The 23,553-nt window shown below is 64.9% G+C and carries 22 protein-coding genes and 1 tRNA gene; 15 read left to right on the forward strand and 8 right to left on the reverse strand.

The window, feature by feature from the left end; translation table 11 throughout:
* Window positions 1-678: 678 nt before the first annotated feature.
* The 3 genes from ACSBM8_RS17160 to ACSBM8_RS17170 all read left to right on the forward strand — a co-directional run bounded on the left by ACSBM8_RS17160 (window position 679) and on the right by ACSBM8_RS17170 (window position 3,945).
* Complete coding sequence (locus tag ACSBM8_RS17160) at window positions 679-2,508, forward strand: ABCB family ABC transporter ATP-binding protein/permease (protein ID WP_442679205.1); 1,830 nt, start codon at window positions 679-681, stop codon at window positions 2,506-2,508.
* Between the two features lie 52 nt (window positions 2,509-2,560).
* Window positions 2,561-2,636 (forward strand) — tRNA-Glu (locus ACSBM8_RS17165).
* Window positions 2,637-2,751: 115 nt separating this feature from the next.
* The gene (locus ACSBM8_RS17170) at window positions 2,752-3,945 is read left to right on the forward strand and encodes a class I SAM-dependent methyltransferase (protein WP_442679206.1); all 1,194 of its coding nucleotides are present in this window, start codon (window positions 2,752-2,754) and stop codon (window positions 3,943-3,945) included.
* A 47-nt stretch (window positions 3,946-3,992) separates the two neighbouring features.
* On the opposite strand, the gene ACSBM8_RS17175 is transcribed toward ACSBM8_RS17170, so the two are convergent.
* Window positions 3,993-4,325 (reverse strand): hypothetical protein, encoded by a 333-nt coding sequence (locus tag ACSBM8_RS17175; protein ID WP_442679207.1) that lies wholly within the window; start codon window positions 4,323-4,325, stop codon window positions 3,993-3,995.
* Between the two features lie 250 nt (window positions 4,326-4,575).
* On the opposite strand from ACSBM8_RS17175, the gene ACSBM8_RS17180 reads away from it, so the two are divergent.
* From ACSBM8_RS17180 to ACSBM8_RS17195, 4 genes are read left to right on the forward strand one after another with little or no spacing between them, the layout of a single operon-like run.
* Window positions 4,576-5,781, forward strand: a complete 1,206-nt coding sequence (locus ACSBM8_RS17180; RefSeq protein ID WP_442679208.1) for an ABC transporter permease — start codon at window positions 4,576-4,578, stop codon at window positions 5,779-5,781.
* Window positions 5,774-7,276, forward strand: a complete 1,503-nt coding sequence (locus ACSBM8_RS17185) for an efflux transporter outer membrane subunit (protein ID WP_442679209.1) — start codon at window positions 5,774-5,776, stop codon at window positions 7,274-7,276. The genes ACSBM8_RS17180 and ACSBM8_RS17185 overlap by 8 nt, the downstream gene beginning before the upstream one ends.
* On the forward strand, window positions 7,273-8,550 hold the full coding sequence (locus tag ACSBM8_RS17190; protein ID WP_442679210.1) for an efflux RND transporter periplasmic adaptor subunit: 1,278 nt from the start codon (window positions 7,273-7,275) through the stop codon (window positions 8,548-8,550). The genes ACSBM8_RS17185 and ACSBM8_RS17190 overlap by 4 nt, the downstream gene beginning before the upstream one ends.
* A gap of 5 nt (window positions 8,551-8,555) precedes the next feature.
* The gene (locus ACSBM8_RS17195; protein ID WP_442679211.1) at window positions 8,556-9,266 is read left to right on the forward strand and encodes an ABC transporter ATP-binding protein; all 711 of its coding nucleotides are present in this window, start codon (window positions 8,556-8,558) and stop codon (window positions 9,264-9,266) included.
* Between the two features lie 302 nt (window positions 9,267-9,568).
* On the opposite strand, the gene ACSBM8_RS17200 is transcribed toward ACSBM8_RS17195, so the two are convergent.
* From ACSBM8_RS17200 to ACSBM8_RS17210, 3 genes are all read right to left on the reverse strand, one after another.
* The gene (locus tag ACSBM8_RS17200) at window positions 9,569-10,201 is read right to left on the reverse strand and encodes a hypothetical protein (protein ID WP_442679212.1); all 633 of its coding nucleotides are present in this window, start codon (window positions 10,199-10,201) and stop codon (window positions 9,569-9,571) included.
* Window positions 10,198-10,473 carry a PadR family transcriptional regulator gene (locus tag ACSBM8_RS17205; RefSeq protein WP_442679213.1) on the reverse strand — a complete coding sequence of 92 codons (276 nt, stop codon included), beginning with the start codon at window positions 10,471-10,473 and terminating at the stop codon, window positions 10,198-10,200. Before ACSBM8_RS17205 ends, ACSBM8_RS17200 begins: the two co-directional genes overlap by 4 nt.
* Before the next feature lie 115 nt (window positions 10,474-10,588).
* Window positions 10,589-11,551: an SDR family NAD(P)-dependent oxidoreductase gene (locus tag ACSBM8_RS17210; RefSeq protein ID WP_442679214.1), complete on the reverse strand. Its 963-nt coding sequence runs from the start codon at window positions 11,549-11,551 to the stop codon at window positions 10,589-10,591.
* A gap of 158 nt (window positions 11,552-11,709) precedes the next feature.
* Here ACSBM8_RS17210 and ACSBM8_RS17215 point away from each other — a divergent pair, with 158 nt between their 5' ends.
* Window positions 11,710-12,609 carry an AraC family transcriptional regulator N-terminal domain-containing protein gene (locus ACSBM8_RS17215; protein WP_442679215.1) on the forward strand — a complete coding sequence of 300 codons (900 nt, stop codon included), beginning with the start codon at window positions 11,710-11,712 and terminating at the stop codon, window positions 12,607-12,609.
* Between the two features lie 9 nt (window positions 12,610-12,618).
* Here the strand turns inward: ACSBM8_RS17215 and ACSBM8_RS17220 are convergent, their stop codons facing one another.
* Window positions 12,619-12,924: a YciI-like protein gene (locus ACSBM8_RS17220; protein ID WP_442679216.1), complete on the reverse strand. Its 306-nt coding sequence runs from the start codon at window positions 12,922-12,924 to the stop codon at window positions 12,619-12,621.
* A 494-nt stretch (window positions 12,925-13,418) separates the two neighbouring features.
* On the opposite strand from ACSBM8_RS17220, the gene ACSBM8_RS17225 reads away from it, so the two are divergent.
* The 6 genes from ACSBM8_RS17225 to ACSBM8_RS17250 all read left to right on the forward strand — a co-directional run bounded on the left by ACSBM8_RS17225 (window position 13,419) and on the right by ACSBM8_RS17250 (window position 19,680).
* Window positions 13,419-14,324, forward strand: a complete 906-nt coding sequence (locus ACSBM8_RS17225; protein WP_442679217.1) for a LysR family transcriptional regulator — start codon at window positions 13,419-13,421, stop codon at window positions 14,322-14,324.
* A 174-nt stretch (window positions 14,325-14,498) separates the two neighbouring features.
* Window positions 14,499-14,921: a nuclear transport factor 2 family protein gene (locus ACSBM8_RS17230; RefSeq protein ID WP_442679218.1), complete on the forward strand. Its 423-nt coding sequence runs from the start codon at window positions 14,499-14,501 to the stop codon at window positions 14,919-14,921.
* Window positions 14,922-14,983: 62 nt separating this feature from the next.
* Window positions 14,984-15,760: an alpha/beta fold hydrolase gene (locus ACSBM8_RS17235; RefSeq protein ID WP_442679219.1), complete on the forward strand. Its 777-nt coding sequence runs from the start codon at window positions 14,984-14,986 to the stop codon at window positions 15,758-15,760.
* Between the two features lie 226 nt (window positions 15,761-15,986).
* Window positions 15,987-16,466 carry a 2Fe-2S iron-sulfur cluster-binding protein gene (locus ACSBM8_RS17240; protein WP_442681629.1) on the forward strand — a complete coding sequence of 160 codons (480 nt, stop codon included), beginning with the start codon at window positions 15,987-15,989 and terminating at the stop codon, window positions 16,464-16,466.
* Entirely contained in the window at window positions 16,463-17,452 is a 990-nt protein-coding gene (locus ACSBM8_RS17245) for an FAD binding domain-containing protein (RefSeq protein ID WP_442679220.1), read from the forward strand. Before ACSBM8_RS17240 ends, ACSBM8_RS17245 begins: the two co-directional genes overlap by 4 nt.
* Window positions 17,449-19,680, forward strand: a complete 2,232-nt coding sequence (locus ACSBM8_RS17250) for a xanthine dehydrogenase family protein molybdopterin-binding subunit (protein ID WP_442679221.1) — start codon at window positions 17,449-17,451, stop codon at window positions 19,678-19,680. The genes ACSBM8_RS17245 and ACSBM8_RS17250 overlap by 4 nt, the downstream gene beginning before the upstream one ends.
* 311 nt (window positions 19,681-19,991) lie before the next feature.
* Here the strand turns inward: ACSBM8_RS17250 and pip are convergent, their stop codons facing one another.
* A complete protein-coding gene (gene pip / locus ACSBM8_RS17255) occupies window positions 19,992-20,954 on the reverse strand; it encodes a prolyl aminopeptidase (RefSeq protein ID WP_442679222.1) in 963 nt (320 codons plus the stop codon).
* Window positions 20,955-21,074: 120 nt separating this feature from the next.
* Window positions 21,075-21,905 carry an alpha/beta fold hydrolase gene (locus tag ACSBM8_RS17260; protein ID WP_442679223.1) on the reverse strand — a complete coding sequence of 277 codons (831 nt, stop codon included), beginning with the start codon at window positions 21,903-21,905 and terminating at the stop codon, window positions 21,075-21,077.
* A 435-nt stretch (window positions 21,906-22,340) separates the two neighbouring features.
* Between ACSBM8_RS17260 and ACSBM8_RS17265 the strand changes: the two genes are divergently transcribed.
* Window positions 22,341-23,006 carry a response regulator transcription factor gene (locus ACSBM8_RS17265; protein ID WP_442679224.1) on the forward strand — a complete coding sequence of 222 codons (666 nt, stop codon included), beginning with the start codon at window positions 22,341-22,343 and terminating at the stop codon, window positions 23,004-23,006.
* On the opposite strand, the gene ACSBM8_RS17270 is transcribed toward ACSBM8_RS17265, so the two are convergent.
* On the reverse strand, window positions 23,003-23,374 hold the full coding sequence (locus tag ACSBM8_RS17270; RefSeq protein ID WP_442679225.1) for a response regulator transcription factor: 372 nt from the start codon (window positions 23,372-23,374) through the stop codon (window positions 23,003-23,005). The two genes, ACSBM8_RS17265 and ACSBM8_RS17270, sit on opposite strands and share 4 nt — an antisense overlap.
* Between the last annotated feature and the right edge of the window lie 179 nt (window positions 23,375-23,553).

Below are 23,553 nucleotides of genomic sequence, written 5' to 3' on the forward strand. Positions count from 1 at the left end.
TGCCACCTCCCCCTTGCGGGGGAGGATGCGAATGACCGCAGCGCGACGCACGCTGCCATTTCGCCCGGTCCAGATCATCAAGTTCGTTTCCGGAGTTTTCGCCCTCCACCATAATCCTCCCCCGCCAGGGGGAGGTGGCGCCAAAGGCGACGGAGGGGGAGGATAGCAGTCCCCCCACAGCCCGGCCACAGATCGCCGCCCTCCCCCTCCGTCAGGCTACGCCTGCCACCTCCCCCTTGCGGGGGAGGATGCGAATGACCGCAGCGCGACGCACGCTGCCATTTCGCCCGGTCCAGATCATCAAGTTCGTTTCCGGAGTTTTCGCCCTCCACCATAATCCTCCCCCGCCAGGGGGAGGTGGCGCCGAAGGCGACGGAGGGGGAGGACAGCAATAGTCTCCGCAGTTCGGCGACCGCGCAGATCATCAAGTTCGTTTCTGGTGTTTTTTCGATATCGCCTCTGTGAATCGTCTTGATCCGCCGCGCCTCCTGCGGCCGACGCCAAGGTTCGATCGACCCTGAAACAAGTTCAGGCCGCGGGAAGTACGAAGCTTGAGCATGGCCGGCCGCCCCGGGCCGATCGCGACGGCAGAAGACTCTCGATTCCAATAAGTCGAAGCGCGCCCTGACACGCGATCATCATTTGCGGTTCGGCGCGCGCATCCTATCTTGCGTAACCATGCCTCCTTCCACGACCGACGCGACACCAGGGCCCGAGAGCGGCTTTGCCGCCCTACGCCGCTTCCTGCCCTATCTCTGGCCAAAGGACCAACCGGCGCTGCGGATGCGCGTGACGGTCGCGATGCTGCTCGTCATCGGCGCCAAATGCATCACGCTGCTGATGCCGTTCGCCTATAAGGGTGCGATCGACCACATGACGCCCGCACACGATGCGGTCGGTCTCGCCATGGCGCTGGTCGTCGCCTACGCCGCCGCGCGGTTCGGTGGAACGTTGTTCGATAATCTCCGCAATGCGATCTTCGAACGCGTCGGGCAGGAAGCGGCGCGCAAGCTGGCGCTGGAAGTGTTCGGCCATCTCCATCGCCTGTCGCTGCGCTTTCACCTGGAACGCAGGACGGGTGCGGTCACCAAGGTAATCGAGCGCGGCACCAAGAGCATCGATACGATGCTCTATTTCCTGTTGTTCAACATCGCGCCGACCATTTTCGAGCTGGTTGCGGTGTGCGTGATCTTCTTCGCCAAATTCGGCGGCGGTTTGGTCGCCGCCACCGCCGGCATGGTCGTCATCTACATCATCTTCACCCGCCGGATGACCGAGTGGCGGATCGAGCTACGCCGGGAATGGACGCGTTCGGATAGCGAGGCGACGCAGAAGGCGGTCGATTCGCTCCTCAATTACGAAACCGTGAAATATTTCGGTGCCGAGAGCGTCGAGCAGAACCGCTATGGCGAAAGCGTCAGGAAGCTGGTCGACACCACGACGAAGGTGGAAACGTCGCTGGCCTGGATGAATATCGGCCAGGGCTTCATCACCAACCTGATGATGGGCGGTGCCATGGCCTACAGCGTGTGGGGGTGGAGCCAGGGTCGCTTCTCCACCGGCGACGTCGTGTTCATCAACACGATGTTGAGCCAGCTTTTCCGTCCGCTCGACTTCCTCGGCATGGTCTATCGCGAGATCCGCCAGGGGCTGATCGACATGGAGGCGATGTTCAAACTGGTCGATACGCCGGAGGAGGTGACCGATATCCCCGATGCGCCGGACCTGATCGCCCAGGGTGGTGCGGTGCGGTTCGAGCAGGTCGATTTCGCTTATGATCCCGAACGTCAGATCCTGAAGCAGATCGACTTCGCGGTGCCCGCCGGCGGCACGCTGGCCGTGGTCGGCCCGTCCGGCGCGGGCAAGTCCACGCTCGCGCGGCTGCTCTTCCGTTTCTACGACGTGACCGGCGGGCGAATCTTGATCGACGGACAGGATATCGCCCGCGTCAGCCAGGCGTCCTTGCGCCGCGCGATCGGCATCGTCCCCCAGGATACGGTGCTGTTCAACGACACGATCGGCTACAATATCGCTTATGGTCGCGCCGGCGCGAGCCAGGCGGAGGTCGAGGCCGCCGCACGCGGCGCTGCCATCCACGATTTCATCGTCTCCCTGCCGGACGGCTACAAGACAAAGGTCGGCGAGCGCGGACTGAAGCTGTCGGGCGGCGAAAAGCAGCGCGTCGCGATCGCGCGGACCCTGCTCAAGGATCCGCAATTGCTCATCCTCGACGAGGCCACGAGCGCGCTCGACAGCCGCACCGAATCGGCGATCCAGGATACGCTCAACCTGCTGGCCCAGCGGCGCACGACGATCATTGTCGCGCATCGCCTGTCGACGATCGTCCATGCCGACGAAATCGTCGTCATGGACAAGGGGCAGATCGCCGAACGCGGCACGCATGCCGGCCTGGTGGCGCGCGGCGGTCTTTATGCCGAGATGTGGGCCCGCCAGCAGGCCGAGCAGCGCGAAGCGGAGGAAGCCGCCGCCGAGGCCGAAGCCGCCTGACGCTTGACGCTGGCCGCACACATCCATAAGAGCGCGCCTTCTTCGCAAGACCGGCCCCTTCGTCTAGCGGTCTAGGACGTCGCCCTCTCACGGCGAAAACACGGGTTCGAGTCCCGTAGGGGTCACCAATCTTGCGATGACGAGGCGCGTGCCGGTCAGCCGATAGCAGCGCTCGATGTTCTCGCCGTAGCGAGCTTGGCCGAGACTCGTTAGCTACAGCCTATGCGGTTGTTCGATCTCCTGATGCGCAAACTGATCGGGCAGGGTCAGCTCACGATCGTCGATGCGGCCGGTCGTCGCTATCGCTATGGCGACGAAAGCGCGGGCGATCCGCCGATCGTGATCCGCTTTACGGATCGGGCAACACCGCGGCGCGCGGTCCTGAACCCCGCGCTGGAACTTGGGGAAGCCTATGTCGACGGACGATTGCGCGTCGAACAAGGCGACATTCGCGGCTTCCTCGATCTGATCGGGCGCAACACGCACTGGGACGACGACGATGCGCCACGCCTGGGACTGTGGCGTCCATGGCGGCATAATCGCCGATGGACCTCGGTCAACTGGCGCAGGCAGGCGCGGCGCAACGTCGCCCATCATTACGACCTTTCGAACGAACTCTACCGAACCTTCCTCGACGCCGACCTTCACTATAGCTGCGCCTACTTCGCCGATCCCGCCGCTACCTTGGAGGAAGCGCAGGCGGCCAAGCTGCAGCATATAGCGGCCAAACTGGCGTTGCGGCCGGGGCAGCAGGTGCTGGACATTGGCTGTGGATGGGGCGGACTTGCCCTCCATCTTCATCGCACCGCGGGGGTCAAGGTGCTGGGCATCACCTTGTCCGAGCAGCAGCTGCGCGTCGCTAGACGCCGCGCCGAGGATGCGGGCGTTGCCGACGCGGTCCGCTTTGCGCTGCTGGATTATCGCGACGTCCGCGGGACGTTCGATCGCATCGTCTCGGTGGGCATGTTCGAACATGTCGGCCCACCGCATTATCGGTCCTTCTTCCGCATATGCCGGGGGCTGCTCGCGCCGGACGGCGTGATGCTGTTGCACACGATCGGTCGCGCGGACGGACCGGCGCCCACCGACCGGTGGCTGGCGCGCTACATCTTTCCAGGCGGCTACGTGCCCGCGCTGAGCCAGATCGCCCCCGCCATCGAAGCCGCGCGGCTTTGGATCACCGACGTCGAAAGTCTTCGCCTCCATTACGCCCGCACGATCGACCATTGGCTCGAACGTGTCGCCGCCTCCCGCCAGGCGATCGTGTCGCTCTACGACGAGCGTTTCTACCGCATGTGGGAATTCTATCTGGCCGGCGCCCTCGTCGCCTTTCGCCACGATGGGCATCTCAATTACCAGATCCAGATGACCCGCCGTCGCGAAACCCTGCCCCTGACCCGGGACTATATGACGCAGCAGGACAGGCACCCCGAATAATCGGCGATGGGAGCGTGCTGTCACAGCAGGCCCGCCTTAAGGCGCCCTCACGGAATGTAGCCAATCTCCGACGCCAGCACCGTGGGCGCCTCGTCTGTGACACCGACGGTCTCGACCGCCTGCAAGCGATACCCCTTGGGCGCCGCAATTTCCCTGAGCAGCGCGATCACATTCAGGATGGAGGGCATCGTGGCGGGAACGACAAGTGAGGCCACGACTTCACACTGGCCACTATCGGACAGGTCCAGCCCCGCGCCGGCCAGCGTCGCAGCCATCACATCCTCGTCGGCGTCCGCCGCACAAATATAGCGTCCGCCAATGCGCAAATTGGCCGTTCGCGCGCCAAGAATGACCGCCTGGATGGCAGCTTCGCGAACCACCCAACCCCTTTGTGTGTCCGTCATCGCGCTATGGTAGCACAGGCGCGGACGTCCGCTCCTGCATCTCGCCGCAATGGCGATCCCGGCGGACATGCGTGGCCCTCTCGGCACCGCCATGAAGCGCCCGTGCGCATCCCTGACGTTCGCTCGATGGCCGGCATGGTGGCAAATACAGCACGGCGTCGAAGAGGTCGCTCATCGCCCAAGATAAACGTTTCGCCGTTACGCAGATGCGCTAGGATTATCGCACATGCTCGGCGCTTCGCTCCTTCTGGCTTTTCGCGAAATCCGCCGGCATCTGCTCCGTTCCGTGCTCACCGTGCTCGGGATCGTCATCGGCGTGGCGGCCGTGATCACGATGGTGACGGTCGGCAACGGGGTGACGGCTTCGGTGCGCCAGCAAATCGCATCGCTGGGCGCCAACACCTTGATGGTCATTCCGAATCAAGCCGGACGGCAGGCAGGCAGCGCCGCGCCGCGGCCATTCCAGACCGAGGATGTCCCCACCATCGGCAGCCAGATTGCCGGGGTTAAGGCGGTTTCCGGCCAGGCAAGCTCCAGTACGACGGCAACCGCTGACGGCATCAACTGGCAGACGACGGTCACCGGGACCACCAATGCCGGCATCGCCATTCAGGCGATGACGGTGACATCCGGCCGGCCATTCACCTCCGATGAGGAAAGCGCCGGCAAAAGCGTGTGCATCATCGGCGCGACCGTGCGTAAAAACCTGTTCCCCACGGGCGAGCCGCTCGGGCGGGAGTTGCGGGTTGGCAGGCTGTCCTGCCCCATCATCGGCACTCTCAAGGAACGCGGCCAGGGCGGCATGGGCAACGATCAGGATGACGTCGTGCTGATGCCGCTGCGCACGGTGCAACGGCAGATCGTCGGCAATATGGACATCAACCTGATCGTGATCGGCGTCGATCCGGCCTACGACAACAAGGCCGTCAGCGCGGATCTCGACAAGCTCCTGCGCGAGCGGCGGCACTTGGCGCCCGATCAGGAAGCGGATTTCCGGCTGATCGACATGAAGCAGATATCCGACACCGTGTCGGGCACGCTGCGCGTCATGACCGGGCTGGTTGCGGCGATCGCGTCGATCTCGTTGATCGTCGGTGGGATCGGCATCGTCAACATCATGCTGGTGTCGGTGACCGAGCGGACGCGCGAGATCGGCATCCGGCTGGCGATCGGCGCGCTTGCACGCGAGGTGCGGCTTCAATTCCTGACGGAGGCGGTCGTGCTTTGCTCGCTGGGCGGTGCGATCGGCATCGCACTCTCGTTCGGCCTGTCCTTGCTGCTGACCGGCATCATGGGCGTCGATTTCGTCTTCAACCCTCTGATCAATCTGGGCAGCCTGCTCTTCGCATCGTTCCTCGGGATCGTATTCGGCTATGTCCCCGCGCAACGTGCGGCGGCGCTCAACCCGATCGATGCGCTTCGCCATGAATAAGCGGTGGCTGCCCTTGGCGGCATTGGCCATGCTCGGCGGCTGCGCGGCGGGTCCGAATTACCATGCGCCGAATGCGTCTGCGCTCGGCGTGCCGCCGGGCTTCACGCCCCCCGCAACGATCAATGACGCCAGCGCGAGTGCGGTTGCCAATACAGACACCGACGTGTCGATGTGGTGGCGCACATTCGACGATCCCATGCTGACCGATCTGGTCGCGCAAGCCACGGCCGCGAACCTGCAGATAGCCCAGTCGGTGGCGCGGTTGAGACAGGCACGCGAGGCTTCGATCCAATCGCGCGCCGCGTTGCTGCCTTCGCTCACCGGTTCTGCCGGTGCGACGCGCAATTTCACAAATGGCGGATCGTCGAACATCATTATCGGCGGCGGCACGGGAAATGGCGGCGGCGGCACGGTGATCACCACCGGCGGCGGTTCGGGTAACACCCAATTGTCGCTCGGATCGAATGCATCCTGGCAAGCCGACATCTTCGGCGGTCTGCGCCGCAGCCTGGAAGCCGCACGCGCGGACGAGGCCGCGTCGCGCTTCGACCTCGAAGGCGTCCGCACCTCGGTGGCGGGGGAGGTCGCCACGAATTATATCCAGGCGCGGCTCGCACAGGCACGGCTCGCGATCGCGCGCAACACGCTCAAGACGCAGGACGATAATCTCGAGATCGCCGGCTGGCGCGTCCAGGCGGGACTGGCCTCCTCGCTGGACGCAGAGCAAGCCCGCGCGCAACGCGCGCAGACCGCGGCGACCATCCCTGCTCTGGAAACCTCCTATGTCCAGGCGGTCAGCCGATTAGGCACGTTGACCGGCCAGGCGCCCGGTGCTTTGCGCACCGCCATGGCGGCGACACAGCCGATCCCGCGCGGCCCGGACAGGATCGATGTGGGCATCCCGGCAGACACGCTGCGGCGCCGCCCAGACGTGCGCCAGGCGGAGCGTTCGCTGGCGTCCGCCACTGCGCGCATCGGCGTCGCCAGGGCGTCGCTGTTCCCGGCGCTTTCGATCACCGGCAATATCAATACGACCGCCGCCACCGTCGGGAAGCTCGGCGATCTGCTGACCGGGGGATTGTTCGCCGGCCTGACCCAGACGATCTTCGACGCCGGGCGGCTGCGCTCGCAGGTGCGATCCGCGCGCGCCGGGGCGGATCTGGCATTCGCCACCTACAAGCAGACCGTCCTCAGCGGGCTTGAGGACGTTGAAAACGCCATTCAAGCGCTGGAGGCCGCCAAGGCGCGGCAGCGAGAGCTGGTCGTCGCGCTCGACGCTGCCAACAACGCCGCCATCTATGCGCGCAGCCAATATCGTGCGGGCCTGACCGATTTCCTGACGCTCCTGCAGAGCGAGCAGAGTCTGCTGTCGGCCCGGGACCAGCTGGTCGCGGCGCAGGCCGATCAATCCCTCGCTTTGGTTCAGCTATACCTCGCGCTCGGCGGCGGCTGGCAGCCGGGCGAGACCTTTACCCAGACCGGGAATCCCGCATGACCGTACCCGACATAGAGGAATTTCTGGGGCAGCCGCCCCGATCGCGCTGGCGCCGCTGGCGCAAGTGGATCGGCATCGGCGTCGCTATGCTCCTGCTGCTCCTGTTGGTGTCGCGCTGTTTCCGCCCGGCGCCGCCCCTCCATTATGCCACCGCACCATTGGAACGGCACGATCTGACCGTCGCCGTGACCGCCACCGGCAATTTGGTGCCGACCGTCCAGGTCAATGTCGGGTCGGAGGAATCCGGGCTGGTCGACAAGGTCTATGTCCGCAACAATGATCGCGTTGTGAAGGGTCAGCCGCTGGCGTCGCTTGATCTATCGCGCCTGCGCGACGCGCTCGTGCAGAGCAAGGCCAGTTTGCTCGCGTCGCAGGCGAGCGTCGCCCAGGCGCGCGCCACGGTGGCCCAGACCCGCGCCAACCTCGCGCGCCAGCAACAGGTCTATAAATTGTCGGGCGGAAAAGTACCTTCGCAGACGGAGCTCGACACCGCGCGCGCCGATTATGCCCGCGCTATCGCCAATGTGGCACAGGCCGAGGCACAGGTGGCACAAGCGCGCGCAAATGTTTCGACCAATCAGACCAGCCTGGCCAAGGGAACGATCTACGCGCCGGTGACGGGCGTGGTGCTGTCCCGCCAGGTTGAGCCTGGGCAGACCGTCGCCGCCTCATTCAACGTCACGACCCTGTTCACGATCGCCGAGGATTTGTCGAAGATGCGGTTGCAGGTGAAGGTGGACGAAGCCGATGTCGGCGAATTGCACGCCGGCGAACCAGCGACCTTCACGGTCGACGCCTATCCCAATCAGACCTTTCCCGCGACGGTGACGCGCGTGGATCTTGGGGCCAATGCGACACCGGCCATCAATAGCGCCGGCACCACCGCGACGACGAGCACGACCGTGGTGGCCTATACGGCAGAGCTATCGGTGGCCAATCCCAACCTGTTGTTGAAGCCGGGCATGACCGCCACCGCCAGCATCGTCACCGATCGGCTCAGCAATGTGTTGCTCGTGCCCAACGCCGCGCTGCGCTTCACACCGCCGACGGCGACCGCCAAGAAAGGCATTTTCAGCGGCCCGCCACAGGAACCCAAGAACGCCACCATTTCCCGCGGCGGCCGTCAGCAAATCTGGACGGTTGGTGCCGATGGCAAGCCCAAGGCATGGCCGGTCACGATCGGCCACAGCAATGGCAGCCTCACCGAGGTTCGCGGTCCGGGCCTGAAACCAGGGATGCAGGTTATCACCGGCCAACTGGCAGGCGCCGCTTAACCAAGGTGGCCGATCCGCTCATCTCGTTGCGGGGCGTCACCAAGCGCTTTGGTCAGGGTGCTGCCGCCTTCCAGGCGCTGCGCGGCATCGATCTGGACGTCTTCGCGGGCGACTTCGTCGCGATCATGGGATCGTCCGGTTCCGGCAAATCGACCACGATGAACATCCTCGGCTGCCTCGATGTGCCGACGTCGGGCGCGTACACGTTCCGCGGCGTCCATGTTGAGAATCTGGATCGCGATCAGCGGTCGCTGCTGCGGCGGCGCTATCTCGGTTTTGTCTTCCAGGGCTTCAATCTGCTCGCGCGCACGACCGCGCTTGAGAATGTCGAGCTACCGCTCGTCTATCGCGGCGAGGATCGTCGTCAGCGGCGCGAGCGCGGCATGGCGGCGCTGGCCAAGGTCGGATTGGCGGACTGGTGGCATCACACGCCCGCCGAGCTGTCGGGCGGACAGCAACAACGGGTCGCGATCGCACGTGCTCTGGTGACCGAGCCGGACGTGCTGCTGGCCGACGAACCCACGGGCAACCTCGATTCCGAGCGATCCGTCGAGATCATGGAATTACTGAGCGATCTTAACCGCCGCGTCGGAATCACGATCCTGATGGTGACGCACGAGCCGGACATGGCGGCCTATGCCAGCACGATCGTTCATTTCCGCGACGGCCTGGTGGAACGCACCGAGGCTGGCGGGCAGCACAGGACGCACGCGTAAGGCCACTCTGAGGTCCGTCTGCCTAGAGCGTGATGACTTTACACTGATCCGTTCGTGCCGAGTAGCGACCGAGTTGCCCGCAGGGCGTATCGAGGGCGCGTATCGAGGCATTGGTGGGTATCTCTCGATACGCGCTCTCGACAAGCCTGTCCTGAGCGCCTGCCTCGCAGGCAGTCGAAGGGCTCGATCGCTACTCGAGACGAACGGGTCCTACCAAAGTCATCACGCTCTAGATGACTGACTCGTCTTGAAAATGCGGCGCGGGAGATGGGAGGCGCCAAGGGGGCTAAGCCAATGCCCTATCAAGCAGGGAGAGCTGTCACACCGTCCTGACCGATCCGGCTATGCCAGCGTGCGATCGCGAGGATGACGATCAGCTCGATGGTCAGAACGCCCGCCTGCATCAGCAACGTGCCGACGTGGAGCATCAGCAGCTCCATGAACAGGACGAGGGTCAGCATCCCCGCCGCGATCATCGCGCCTATTCGCACGATGCGGTCCCAGTCCCGGTCCAGCAGAACCCAGGCAAGTTGCAGATGCGCAACGCCCAGCAAGGACCATAACAGAAGCAAGGCCGGGATCCCGCTGCGTTGAGCATCGGCCGCATAAGGCGCGTCGGATCCGGTGGCTACCAGCATGAAATATGCGCCGTGCGGCCCCATCGTCAGCCCGATCGCATAGGCGAATTGCAGGCAGGCGATCGGGATCAACAGGCCGATCGCGAGCAGGTGGGTGACAAGGCCGAAGCGCCCCTCTGCATGATGCGGCACTTCGCGCCACGCCGCGATCAGGCACCCGCCCGCGAAGATCAACGGATTGCCCGTCTCTTCCACCGCCTCGAACTCGGCCTGCATGGCACGCGCCCATTCCTGGCGACTCCGGCCGAGGCAGCAGATCGCCAAATGCATCAGGGCCCGCGCCAGGGCCCGGCTCATGCGAAGGCCGCTTTGGACGGAGTGGCACGAACCTCCGTTGTCGCCTGCGCCAATGCCAGCGCCATACCCGCTTTCGTCAGCCGATAAACATGCCGTGCCGGCCGGCCGAGCTGTTCCGGCTCCCGCCATTCGGCCTCCACCAGCCCCTGTTCGGTCATCCGCATGAGCAACGGATAGAGCGTGCCCGACAGCAGGCCGGTATCCTTCATCAGATCATAGCCATGGCGCCATTCCTGCGCGCGCAGCGCCAGCGTATCGAGCAGCAGGAGCATTTGCTTCGATGGTCGGCGATTGCGGCGCATCTGCTTATTCAACGTAGGTAGAGTTTCGAGTCAAGCCGCTTGGGCCGTCTGCGGAGGGGCGCGACCGGGTCGCGCCCGCGCCGCATCAGAACTGCTCTTCGACCAGTTCCTCGCTTTTCGCCCACAGCGCTTTGGCGCGCGCTTCGTCCAGCGCATAGGGGCGCACCCCACCACGGATACCCTCGCCATCCTGAATTTCGGCGACGTGGCAATCCTCGCAATAGCGGCCGCCAATCGCGCCGGCGTCCGCAACCGCGGCGGCCCATACAGAGGTCGCCGCCCCCTGCGGGATCGTCTTGAATTCAAACGGCGGCAGCCCCGCCGCCGCATGCGCGGCGTTGATCGAGCCGATCAACGCATCCTCATCCGCCTGGGTCATGTGACGCGAAAGCTCGGTCCGGATACCGCCGGGATGAACCGCCGTGGCGCGAACGCCGCGTGTTTTGTGGCGGCGATCAAACTCCACCGCGAACAGGACGTTTGCGGTCTTCGACCGGCCATAGGCGACCCATGGGTCATATTCGGTCTGTTCGAAGTTCGCGTCCTTCAGGTCGACGTCGGCGAACCGATGCCCTGCCGAGGACAGGTTCACGAGCCGCCCACCCTCGCGGATCAGGCCGGCGATCCGGTTGACCAGGACGAAATGGCCGAGATGATTGGTGCCGAACTGCGTTTCGAAGCCGTCCGCCGTGCGTCCCAGGGGCGGGGCCATCACGCCGGCATTGGCGATGACGATGTCGAACGGCCTGCCATCGGCGACCAGCGCGTCGGCGCAGGCGCGCACGCTGGCAAGCGAAGCGAGGTCGAGCTGGATGAGATCGAAGCCGGCACCGTTGGCAACCGCCGCGCGCACGCCCGCCGTCGCTTGCTCTGCCTTGTCCAGATTGCGTGCCGCCCCGATGACCATGGCACCATGCGCCACCAGCACCCGGCACGTTTCAACGCCCAGGCCAGCAGAGGCGCCGGTCACAAGCACGCGCTTTCCGGAAAGGTCGACCCCGGCAAGAACGTCGTCCGTGGTTGAGGTGGCACCGAAAATGTCGGTCATGTTCGTCTCCTTGGATCATCGCACCGGACGTGATTGCCGCGCCCGCCGACAGCGAGATGGCGGTTCGACGGACAGATCCGATGCCCGATCCTCTCGCCAGCTTGCCTAATCCTATCAACTGACTTGCAGGAACGGGGTGCGCGCCCGATCTTGCGCTTATGCAGGACCTGCTCGATCGCATGTGCCGCCGGGTGCGCCATCATACCGATGGCATGCAGCTGGAAACGGCAATTCCGCGCGTCGCCATCGGCGTTTCGGACGTCAGCCACGTGCCGGTCGCATCCGTGTACGAGCCGATGATCTGCATGGTATTGCAGGGCGCCAAGCAGGTGATGATCGGCGATCAGCTGCTGCGCTACGACGCGGCGAGCTGCTTCGTCGCCTCGCTCGAGCTGCCCGCGACCGGATGCGTGATCGAGGCCTCACGCGATGCGCCCTATGTGGTTACGGCGCTGGCCCTTGACCGAAACGCGCTGTCAGACCTTCTGGCAGACCTGCCCGCGGCGTCGTCGGCGGCGGCGCCATCCACGGGATTCGGGGTGGCGCCCGTGACACCTTTGCTGCTCGAAGCCTGGGATCAGTTGCTTGCGCTGCTCGACACACCCGCCGACATACCGTTTCTCGCACCGGCGCGCGAACGCGAGATTTTGTACCGGCTGCTGCAAAGCGGGCATGGCCCGATGCTGCGTCAGATTGCCCGAGACGACAGCCGGCTATCCCGCATTCGCCGGGTGATCGACTGGATCCGGCGGCATTTCGATCAGGCGCTGCCGGTCGGAATGCTCGCCGACATTGCGGGGATGAGTATCCCTTCCTTCCACCGCCACTTCAAAGCCGCGACCGCGATGAGCCCGCTCCAATATCAAAAAACACTCCGCCTGCAGGCCGCGCGCCGGATGCTGGCGACCAGCACCGATGCGGCCAAGGCCGCTTATGCGGTGGGCTATGAAAGCGCCTCGCAGTTCAGCCGTGAATATGCCCGGTTATTCGGCGCGCCGCCTTCCCGCGACAGCGTGGCACGTCAGGCCGGCTCACCGGAGCCGGTCGGCGCGATATGAGGCGCCCGTTCACTTCGGTCGCAGGATCTCGGACGCATCATGGCCGACGACGGTGGTCCATTCCCGGATATGCCAATTCCGCACCAGACCGTTATTGATATAAGGATCCTCCTTCGCGAACTTTTCCACCGCGGCGGGCGTATCACCTTTGAACAGGATCACCCCGGTATCGACCGGATCGGTGAGCGCCCCTGCCAGAATGAGTTCGCCGCGGTCGACCGCGGCCCAGGCTTTCGTCAAATGTTCGTCGCGAAATTCCGGACGACGCGCCTCGTAGCTGTCACTGAATTCTAGAAACAGGATGTAATGTTTCATGCGGGCGATCCCTTTGCATCGCGCTGGATGGAAGCGCGGAGATGCCCCCGTTTATGCCGGCGCGCGGATCGATGCGCGTGCGTAAGTGTCCGCCCTGCTGCGACGATATTTCAACATGCATGGGAATTGGTAAAGGTATCGCGCACGCGCTTTGGTGGCGGATCGACAGCGATGATAACGCTCCCTAATTTCAACATGCATGGGAATTGGTAAAGGTATCGCGCACGCGCTTTGGTGGCGGATCGACAGCGATGATAACGCTCCCTATTTTGGGCCCGTACCCGTATTTTCAGCGTCCCTCCGATCATCGGAAACCAGGTCTGTCCGGCAAGCCCGGCGCGGTCCCATCCGCAGGCGCTTTCGGTCTGCAGCGTTTCGCCGGGACGGAGAGTCTGCTGCCACACCCTGCGCATCGCGCTCCGGCATAGGGCGCACGCGCGAACCCCGAAGGAGAAGATCCGCTGTTCGATGGTAGAATAATCGCCGGCATCACCGTGTTCGTCGCGGTCGCGCGCACGGGCAATTATGCGCGGGCGGCCGAGCGGCTGGGCCTGTCCCGCTCGGGCGTGGCCAAGGCGATCGGCCGGCTCGAGGATCGCACCGGGATGCGACTGTTCGATCGCAATGCGCGCGCGATCAAGCTGACCGATCAGGGCCGCACCTTTCTCGACGAGGCGACGCCGATGCTGGAGGCTCTGGGCCGGATCGCGACGCCCGCCACGCCCGCAAACATCCGCGGCCATTTGCGCATATCGACCGACGGCGCGCTCGGCCCCTACCTGCTCATCCCGATCCTGCCCGAATTTCTGGCGCAAAACCCGCAGGTCAAAATCGACTTGCTGGTCCGCGACCGCGTCGACAATCTGCTGCTGGAAGGCGTGGACGCGGCGATCCGCTTCGGTGAACCAAAATCACGCGATCTCGACAAGCGCCTTCTGCTGCACAGTCGCGTCGTGACCTGCGCGAGCAAATCCTATGTCGAACAACGCGGCGCGCCGACCAGCCCGCGGGAACTGCTCGACAATCATCGCTGTATCCGCATGCTCGACGAAGCCACCGGCAAACCGCATGTCTGGAACTTCATCACTGCGGCAGGCGAGCAGCAGCCTATCGCAACCGATGGCGGCCTGACGTTGAATGACGCGCCGTCACTCGTGGCTGCGGCGCTTAACGACATCGGCATCGTCCGCTTGCTGGACTGCGTCGCGGCGGAGCATCTGCGAGAGGGCCGTTTGATCGAAATCCTGCCGGACTGGAATCACTGTTATTGGCCGTCCTTCATCTACACGCCGATCGACGGGCATCGATCGGTGGCGATCGATGCGTTCATGCAGTTCGTGCGAAACCGGCTCGAACAAAGCGAGCCTCCGCCCGGCGCGGCGCGCACGTCGGTTCGCTAGCGAGAGCGCACTTCCGCGCAAGCGCGACATTTCGGACACGAACCGTCCGCCACCAGGCGGGTTCGGAAGGACGGTGCCATCACGAAGGAGCCCGCCTTGCGATACCCGCTTTCCTGTTTCGCCAGTGTCCTGCTCGCGATGGCCTTGCCGTCTCCATCGATTGCTCAGGATGCCATGATTATGCCCACCGCCGTTCAGGCTGCGAACCGCGCATTGATCCAGGATGCCTTTGCCCGTTGGGGCACGGGCCAGTTCGACATCTTTTCCCTGCTGTCGGATGATGTGGTCTGGCACATAACCGGACAGGATCCGGATATCGCGAAAACCTATCGGTCGCGTCAGGCTTTGCTGGACGCGACGTCGGTCCCGCTGAAGGCGCGGCTGGCGGGACCGCTGACGCCGAATGTTCGACGGATCTGGACCGATGGCGACGACGTGCTGGTCCATTGGGACGGCACCGCGCCGTTCCACGACGGATCGCACTATCGCAACACCTATCTGTGGGTGATGACCGTCCGCGGTGACCGCGTCGTGGCGGTGACCGCCTTTCTCGACAATGCCGCTTTCAAGGCCGCGCTTGCAAAGCCGGCCGGGTGATCGGGGCCGCTTGGTCAACTTGGGCGCGAACGATCGGGTGCGCCCTGCCTAGGAGAATGAAGATGAACCGACTGATTGCCGGCGGCCTCGCGCTTGCCACGGCGCTGATCGCTCCCGCGGTGCAGGCCCAGACGACCAGGCCGACAATCGTGCTGGTCCACGGCGCGTTCGCGGATTCGTCCAGCTGGAATGGCGTGATCACGATCCTGGAGCGGGATGGCTACACGGTCATCGCCGCGCCGAACCCGTTGCGCGGCGTACGCTCCGATGCCAGCGTCGTATCCGATGTCGTCCGAAGCGTCGACGGTCCGGTGGTGCTGGTGGGTCATTCCTACGGCGGTTCGGTCATCAGCGAGGCCGCCCAAGGGCGGGCAAATGTAAAGGCGCTCGTCTTCGTATCGGCGTTCGCGCCGGATGCGGGCGAAACCGCGGTTGGGCTTACGGGCAAATTCCCCGGCAGCACGCTCGCAACGGCGCTGGCCCCGGCGGTAAATCTCACCAGCGGCGGGAAGGATCTCTATATCCTGCAGGCCAGGTTTCACGATCAATTTGCCGCCGACGTTCCCGTCGCGGCGGCCAGGCTGATGGCCGCAGGGCAACGGCCGATCGCCGAAGCCGCGCTGGCGGAAGCGTCGACCGCGCCCGCCTGGAAGACCACGCCGTCATGGTTCATCTATGGCGATCAGGACAGGAATATCCCGCCGGCCGCCATGGCCTTCATGGCAGAGCGAGCGCACGTGAAGCAGGCCGTCGTGGTGAAAGGCGCTTCGCATGTCGTGATGGTGTCGCATGCGCCAGAGGTCGCCAGCCTGATCGAGCGGGCGGCAAATACCCGCTGACGGTGCCAGCCCGGCGCCGGCCTTCCGCGCCGCGCCGGGCACATCCTTCATAAACGCCATCATCATTGCACCCTGGCAGTCGCTGCTGCGCCGACAAATTGGCGCGCATCGTCGGACGGATGATGTGCGATCTTGTGGCCCGAAGACCAAAGGAGCGCGTGTGGACTGGATCGAGGCGGATACCGGTGTCGAATTGACCCTCAACGTCAACGGCGTTCAACGATCGATGAAGATCGATGCGCGCGTGACGTTGCTCGACGCCCTGCGCGAGCATTTGCAGCTGACCGGTACGAAGAAGGGGTGCGACCACGGGCAATGCGGCGCCTGCACGGTGCTGGTGGACGGGCGGCGGATCAACAGCTGCCTGACCCTTGCGATGATGCATCGCGACGATGCGATCGTGACGATCGAGGGTATCGGCGCGCCGGAGCACTTACACCCGTTGCAGGCCGCCTTCATCGAAGCGGACGGCTTTCAATGCGGTTATTGCACGCCTGGGCAGATCTGCTCGGCTTTGGGTATGTTGGGGGAGGTCGATGCCGGCTGGCCCAGCCATGTCAGCGGGGAGGTCGCGGAACCACCGATCCTCGATGCGGGCGAGATACGGGAGCGGATGAGCGGCAACATCTGCCGATGCGCCGCCTATCCGCGCATCGTTCAGGCGATCACGACCTATGCGGATGCGCGTGAGGGAGAGGCGGCATGATCGCCTTCGACTATGTCCGCCCGTCCTCCACCGTGGACGTGCTCGACGCCGCACGCGCACGTCCAAATGCGCGTTTCATCGCGGGCGGGACCAACCTGCTCGATCTCATGAAATTGGGCGTCGAACGACCGCCGCATCTGATCGACATCGGTGCGCTCGATCTGCGGGGCGTCGAAGAAACGGCCGATGGCGGGCTGCGGATCGGCGCGCTCGTCACCAACGCGGAACTCGCCGCCGACATGCGGGTGCGCAGCCGCTATCCGGTGCTGTCGCGCGCCATCCTGGCCGGCGCATCCGCGCAATTGCGCAACAAGGCGACGACGGCAGGCAATCTGCTGCAGCGGACACGCTGCTTCTTCTTCTACGACCCGGCATCGCCCTGCAACAAACGCGCACCGGGCAGCGGCTGCGCCGCCATCGGCGGCTTCAACCGCATCATGGCGATCCTGGGCACGTCGCCCCACTGTATCGCCTCCCACCCGTCCGACATGGCGGTGGCGATGCGCGCGCTGGACGCGCGCGTGGAGACGATGCGGCGATCCGGGGACGGCAGGTCGCTGACGCTCGACGAACTATATCGCCTGCCGGGCGACACGCCACAGATTGAGAACCGGCTGGAGCCCGGCGAATTGATCACGGCCGTCACGCTGCCACCGCCGCTGGCCGGACGGCAATTCTACCGCAAGGTCCGCGATCGCGCGTCCTACGCCTTCGCGCTGGTCTCCATCGCCGGCATCGTCGAGGTGAAGGATGGCCGGATTGCGGCGGCGGCTCTCGCCTTTGGCGGCGTTGGCACGATGCCGTGGCGAGACCGCGACGCGGAACGGCTGATGATCGGTGAGGAACCCGGCACCGCATTGTTCGGGCGCGTGGCGGATCATATCCTGGCGGGTGCCGAGAGCCACGGCGCCAACGATTTCAAGATTCCCTTGTTCAGGCGAACGCTGATCGCCTGCCTCACGGCGCTTGTCGGAGAAGCGGCATGACCAAATCCAGCATCACGATGGATGCGCCCTTCGAACAGAGCCTGCTCGATCAGGTGCAAAAGCCGCATGTCGGCACGCCCCGCAACAGGATCGATGGCCCCCTCAAAGTCTCCGGCCGCGCGCCTTATGCCGGGGAGCATTTTCCGGATGGGCTCGCCCATGGCGTGCTGATCCGCGCGCCGTTCGGGAAAGGCCGCGTCACCCGTCTGGAGGCCACTGCAGCGGAAACCATGCCCGGCGTTCTTCAGGTGGTTACCGACGGTCGGCTCATCCGCAACGGGGGCGACTTCGCCGGCGCTGCGGCGCCCGCCCAGGGAGTCCAGGATGTCGTCTATTTCGGCCAGCCGATCGGCGTTGTCGTCGCGGAAACGTTCGAACAGGCCCGCGCCGCCGCGCTGGCCGTGCAGGTCGAGTTCGAGGCGGCCAATGACGGCCGCTTCGATATGGACGCCGCGCTCGACACTGCCGAGCCCCCGACCGACGACATATTCGGCCTGTTCCTGATCCACACCGAACAGGGGAATGTCGATCAGGCGATGCAGGGCGCGACGGCGCGGGTCGATTCGGTCTGGACCACGCCCAGCCAGAGCCACTCGGCGATGGAGCCGCACAGCGCGATCGCCATGTGGCAGGATGACCGGCTGACGCTGTACGCATCCAGTCAGGCGCCCGCCACGGCGCGCGACCAGCTTGCGACCGTACTCGGCGTCGATGCGGAAAAGGTCCGCATCCAGTCGCCCTTCGTCGGCGGCGGCTTCGGCGGCAAACTGGGCCTGATGCCGGAATCCGCTGCCGCGGCCATCGCCGCGCAGCATGTCGGACGGCCGGTCAAGATCGCGCTGACGCGCCAGAACGTTATCGAGGTGACCGGCCGCCGCCCCGCAACCCGGCAACGCATGCGGCTTGGCGCCGACGGGTCGGGCAAGATGACGGCGATCGCGCATGAAACGATCACCGATCAGCTTGCGGGCGAAGTCTTCTTCGAGCCCGCCGGCATCGCCTCCCATCTGCTCTACGAAGGCAACAACCGGCTGGTCGATCATAAGGTCGTTCGGGTGAACAAGCTGCTCGCCGTATCGATGCGGGCCCCGGGCGAGGCGGTGGGGCAACTCTCGCTCGAATGCGCGATGGACGAGCTTGCCGAAGAGCTGGGCGTCGACCCGGTCGAACTGCGGTTGCGCAACGAGCCCGAAATCCACCCCGAATTGGGCATACCCTTTTCCAGCCGTTCGCTGACCGAATGCCTGCGTATAGGCGCGCAGCGTTTCGGCTGGTCGAGCCGCAATCTGCGCCCGGGCGGCCTGCGCGAGGGTGAGTGGCTGATCGGCCATGGCATGGCGGCATCGGCCCGGGGCAATCTGTTCGGGCCGAGCACCGCGCGGGTCCGGATCCAGCCCGACGGCCATGTGGTCATCGAAAGCGAGATGACCGATATCGGCACGGGCACATATACGATCCTGGCCCAGATCGCCGCCGATCTGCTGGGCGTATCGATCGATCGCATCGCGGTCCGCTTGGGCGACACCGATCAACCGCGCAGTGCGGGGTCGGGCGGCAGCTGGGGCGCCACCACCGCCGGCTCATCGGTTTACGCGGCATGCAGCAAGCTGCGCGAAATGCTGGCCGAGGCGGCGGGCGTGACGATCGAGGAGGCCACTTTTGCCGACGACGCCCTGTCCGCCCGCGACCAACGTCACGCGCTCCAGAGCCTTGTCGGCGAAGGCATGGAAGTGGACGGCGAAGTGGCGCCAGGGGAGAGCGCTCACCGCTTCAGCCAGGCGTCCTATGGCGCGCATTTCTGCGAGGCACGGGTCAACGCGACGACGGGCGAAGTGCGGCTGACGCGCTGGAACAGCGTCCTCGCTGCCGGACGGATCATCAATACGAAAACGGCGACGTCGCAGGCCATTGGCGGCATCGTCTTCGGCATTGGCGGCGCCCTGACCGAGGAGCTCGTGCACGATGCCCGTACCGGCAAAGTGGTCAATCGCGACCTCGGCGAATATCATGTGCCGGTTCACGCCGATATTCCCGATATCGACGTGCTGTTCCTCAACGAGCGGGATCATGCGGCCAATCCGCTTCTGGCCAAGGGCGTGGGCGAACTCGGCACCTGCGGGTCGGGCGCCGCCGTGGCCAACGCCATCTATAATGCGACGGGCGTGCGCGTGCGCGAGTTTCCGATCACCTTGGATAAGCTCCTGCCGGGGCTTCCGACTTTGGAATAGGTTCGGGGCCTCGCCGGGGCGACCGGCGCATGGCAAAGAAAGCGGATAGCAGCGCACAGCCGGCGCCCGCGATCAGCGCGCCCGGCGATAGCGGCCCCCGCAGCAGCAGCACCGTCGATGCGACCAGCGCACCGGCGGTCTGTCCGGTCAGACGGCATTGCGCGAGCATGCCGCCGGCCGCTCCGGCGCGGTTCAGTGGCACGATTCGCAGCATGACATTGAGCTGTCGAGCACGACATGGCCATGCCGATCAGAGCCCGGCAGCCCCTAGTAGCGGCGCGGCGCTGGCAATACGTCAGCTTCTGTCCCGCTCACCCCGCCGGCGATCGGGCATAGTCGTCGGTCGCGCGGATCAGTCGATCCAGGATCCCCGGTTCGGAAAAGGCATGGCCCGCATCTTCGATCAGGTGGAAGCGCGCCTCCGGCCATGCCTTATGCAGCTCATATGCGGTGCGGGTCGGGCAGGCCATGTCATAGCGCCCCTGCACGATCGTACCCGGTATGCCGCGCAGGCGGTGGGCGTCGCGCAGCAGCTGGTTGTCTTCGAGCCAGCCATGATGGACGAAATAGTGGTTTTCGATCCGCGCAAAGGCCAGCGCGAAATGCGGATCGCCAAAGCCTGCCGCCATGGTCGCGTCGGGCAGGATCGTCAGCGTTCGCCCCTCCCACAGCGCCCAGGCCTGCGCCGCCTCCAGCCGTTGCCGTTCGTCGTCGCCGACCAGCCTGCGGCGATAGGCCGCACGCAGATCGCCGCGCTCCTCCACCGGGATCGGCGCCAGGAATTCATCCCACTTCTCGGGGTGCACTTCGGAGGCGCCGAACTGATAATACCAGTGCAGCTCGCTTTCGCGCACGGTGAATATCCCGCGCAGCACCAGCTCGCTGGCCCGCTCCCCATGTGTCTGAGCATAAGCGAGCGCTAGGGCGGATCCCCACGAGCCCCCGAAAACAAGCCATTTGTCCACGCCGGCATGGTCGCGCAGCCGCTCGATATCGGCGACAAGGTGCCAGGTCGTATTCGCGTCCAGACCGGCATGCGGCGTCGATCGCCCGCAACCGCGCTGATCGAAAAGGAGCACGTCGTAAAGGCTCGGATCGAACAGGCGGCGGTGGGTGGGGGAAATGCCCCCGCCCGGGCCGCCGTGCAGGAAAACCGCCGGCTTGGCGCCCGGCGTCCCGCTGCGCTCATAATAGACATGGTGGCCGTCGCCGACGTCCAGCATGCCGGTTTCATACGGTTCGATCGGCGGATAGAAAGTGCGCAAGTCCGTCATGCGCCTGCTATTGCAGACGACGGGGCACCAATTCCAGTGAAGAGGATGATCCACGTTCACCTCCGCCCGATCCCGAAAAGAGGCACCGATACGCGTCGCCCCCTAACCCGAGCGGTCGGATCAGCGTCGTACGAAGCTCAGTATGTCGCGATTGATCTGATCGGCATGGGTCGTGATCATCCCGTGCGGCAAGCCGTCATAGACGTGCAGCGTGCTATTTTTCAGTAGCTTGGCCGACAGGCGGGCGCTGTCATCGACCGGTACGACCTGATCGTCGCTGCCGTGCAGGACCAGGGTCGGCACGTCGATCCGCTTCAGATCTTCGGTGAAATCGGTCTCCGAAAAGGCCTTCACGCCGTCATATTGGGCTTTGATCGCGCCCATCATTGCCTGGCGCCACCAATTCTGGACGACGCCGGGAATGGTCGCGACACCGGCGCGGTTGAAGCCGTAAAAAGGGCCGCTTGGGATATCGAGATAATATTGCGCGCGATCCGTGGTCAGCCCCGTGCGGAAATCGTCGAACACCGCGATCGGCAGGCCGCCGGGATTGGCAGCCGTCTTCACCATCACGGGTGGAACCGCACCGATCAGGACCAGCTTCGCCACACGTCCTTTGCCGTGCCGCGCGACATAACGCGTCGCCTCGCCCCCGCCGGTGGAATGGCCGACATGCACCGCATTCCTGAGATCGAGATGCGCCGCCACCGCCGCAGCATCCGCTGCATAGTGATCCATGTCGTGGCCGCCATCGACCTGGCTGGAACGGCCATGGCCGCGCCGGTCATGCGCCACCACGCGGAAGCCCTGGAGGAGGAAGAACATCATCTGGCTGTCCCAATCGTCCGCGCTTAACGGCCAGCCATGATGAAACATGATCGGCTGGGCTGTCTTGGGACCCCAGTCCTTGTAGAATATGTCGACGCCGTCCTGGGTGGTTACGTAGTTCATCGCCTGTGTCCTTCTGCTGGGGGATGCGGTGGCGCCGGATTTGCGGGCAGCATCGTGCGCGAAGGCCGCGAGCGGCAGCGTGGTCGCGGCGGTTGTGGCCAGCCCGGCTTTGAGAAGGTCCCGCCGGACCATTTCGATCGAAAGCGGTCGGTCATGGCACGGCATGGCGGTCTTCCCCGGAAGCTAAGGTCGAAAGCGCAGCGCTGCCGACCCGCCGATCATGCCGCCACGGCGCCAAGCATCGCTATCGGACGGGATGCGAGGATAGTCCGGCCAGGTATATCGGCGGGCCTACACTTTCGTGCAGGGCGCCCCCGGCAACGCCCTGCCCCCTCTCCCCCAGATGGGGGATAAGCCGCTCCCGCCAGCGGGGATCGTGACGCACGGTCGGTGCCGCTATGGAAGCATCGCTGAAACCAGCAGATGGAGGGTCCCATGCGCACCGGCGATACGCCGCTCGTGCTGATCGTCGATGACGACACGAATGTGCGCGATGCCTTGGGCGAACTGCTGGCCTCGGTGGGAATCGAGTCCCTTGCCTTCGCCTCGCCCGCCGATCTGATCGCTGCAACGCTTCCCGATCGGCCGGGCTGCATCATACTGGACGTCCGGATGCCGGGTGGCAGCGGCCTCGAACTGCAGCGGCAGGCGCTCGACGATCGGCGCCTGTCCAAGCCGATCATTTTTCTCACCGGGCATGGCGATATTCCGATGTCGGTTCAGGCGATGAAGGCGGGCGCTGTGGATTTCCTGGTGAAACCCGCGCGCGACCAGACCTTATTGGACGCGGTCACCACCGGGATCGAACGTGACCGTGCCCGGCGCAAGGCCGACCACATCCGCGACGCGCTGCTGCAGCGTTATGCGCGCCTCACCCCTCGTGAACGGGAGGTGATGGGCTTTGTCTGCCTTGGCCGCCTCAACAAGCAGATCGCCTACGCCATGGAGATCAGCGAAGTGACGGTAAAGCTGCACCGCGGTAACGTCATGAGCAAGATGGAGTTCGGCACGGTGGGCGCGCTTATCCGCGCCTGGGAGGTGATCCAGCCGGCGCTGATCGCGCAGGACAATAAAGCGGTGCGCCAGGAAGCGGCAGCCTAGCGGCGCCAAAGAACGGAGCGCAGCGTCCGCTCAAGCGCGTCTGCATCGACCGGCTTCGACAAAATCGCGCGCGCGCCCCGCTGCCGGGCCTGCCGGTGGACGTCGCCGTCCTGAACCGACGTCACGAAGATCAACGGCAGCGCCGGATCGCGCGCGCCCAACATTGTCTGCAATTCCAGGCCGTCGGTGCCCGGCATCCTGATGTCCGAGAGGACACAGGCAAATATGCCGGGCGTGAAGGCGGCCAGGAAGTCTGCGGCGCTGTCGAAACTGGATGTCCGAAAGCCCATCGCCTCCACCAGATCGGAAAGCGCCTGCCGCACGGCCGGATCGTCGTCTACGATCGCGAGGACGGGAATGGATGACACATGCGATCTCATCTGGCGACAGCGTTGGACCCGTCTGTCTGCCGATGGCGCAGGCATATCTATCATACCTAGGTCCAGTATGCCGGCCAGATGCAATATTCCGCCGGGAGACGGACGTAGCCCTATCCTTCCGGTCAGTGTTTCCCGGCGGACAGAATCCCTATCGCGGTCAGGAAGTA

Source organism: Sphingomonas sp. ASY06-1R (assembly GCF_052180265.1).
GTDB lineage: Bacteria > Pseudomonadota > Alphaproteobacteria > Sphingomonadales > Sphingomonadaceae > Sphingomonas_I.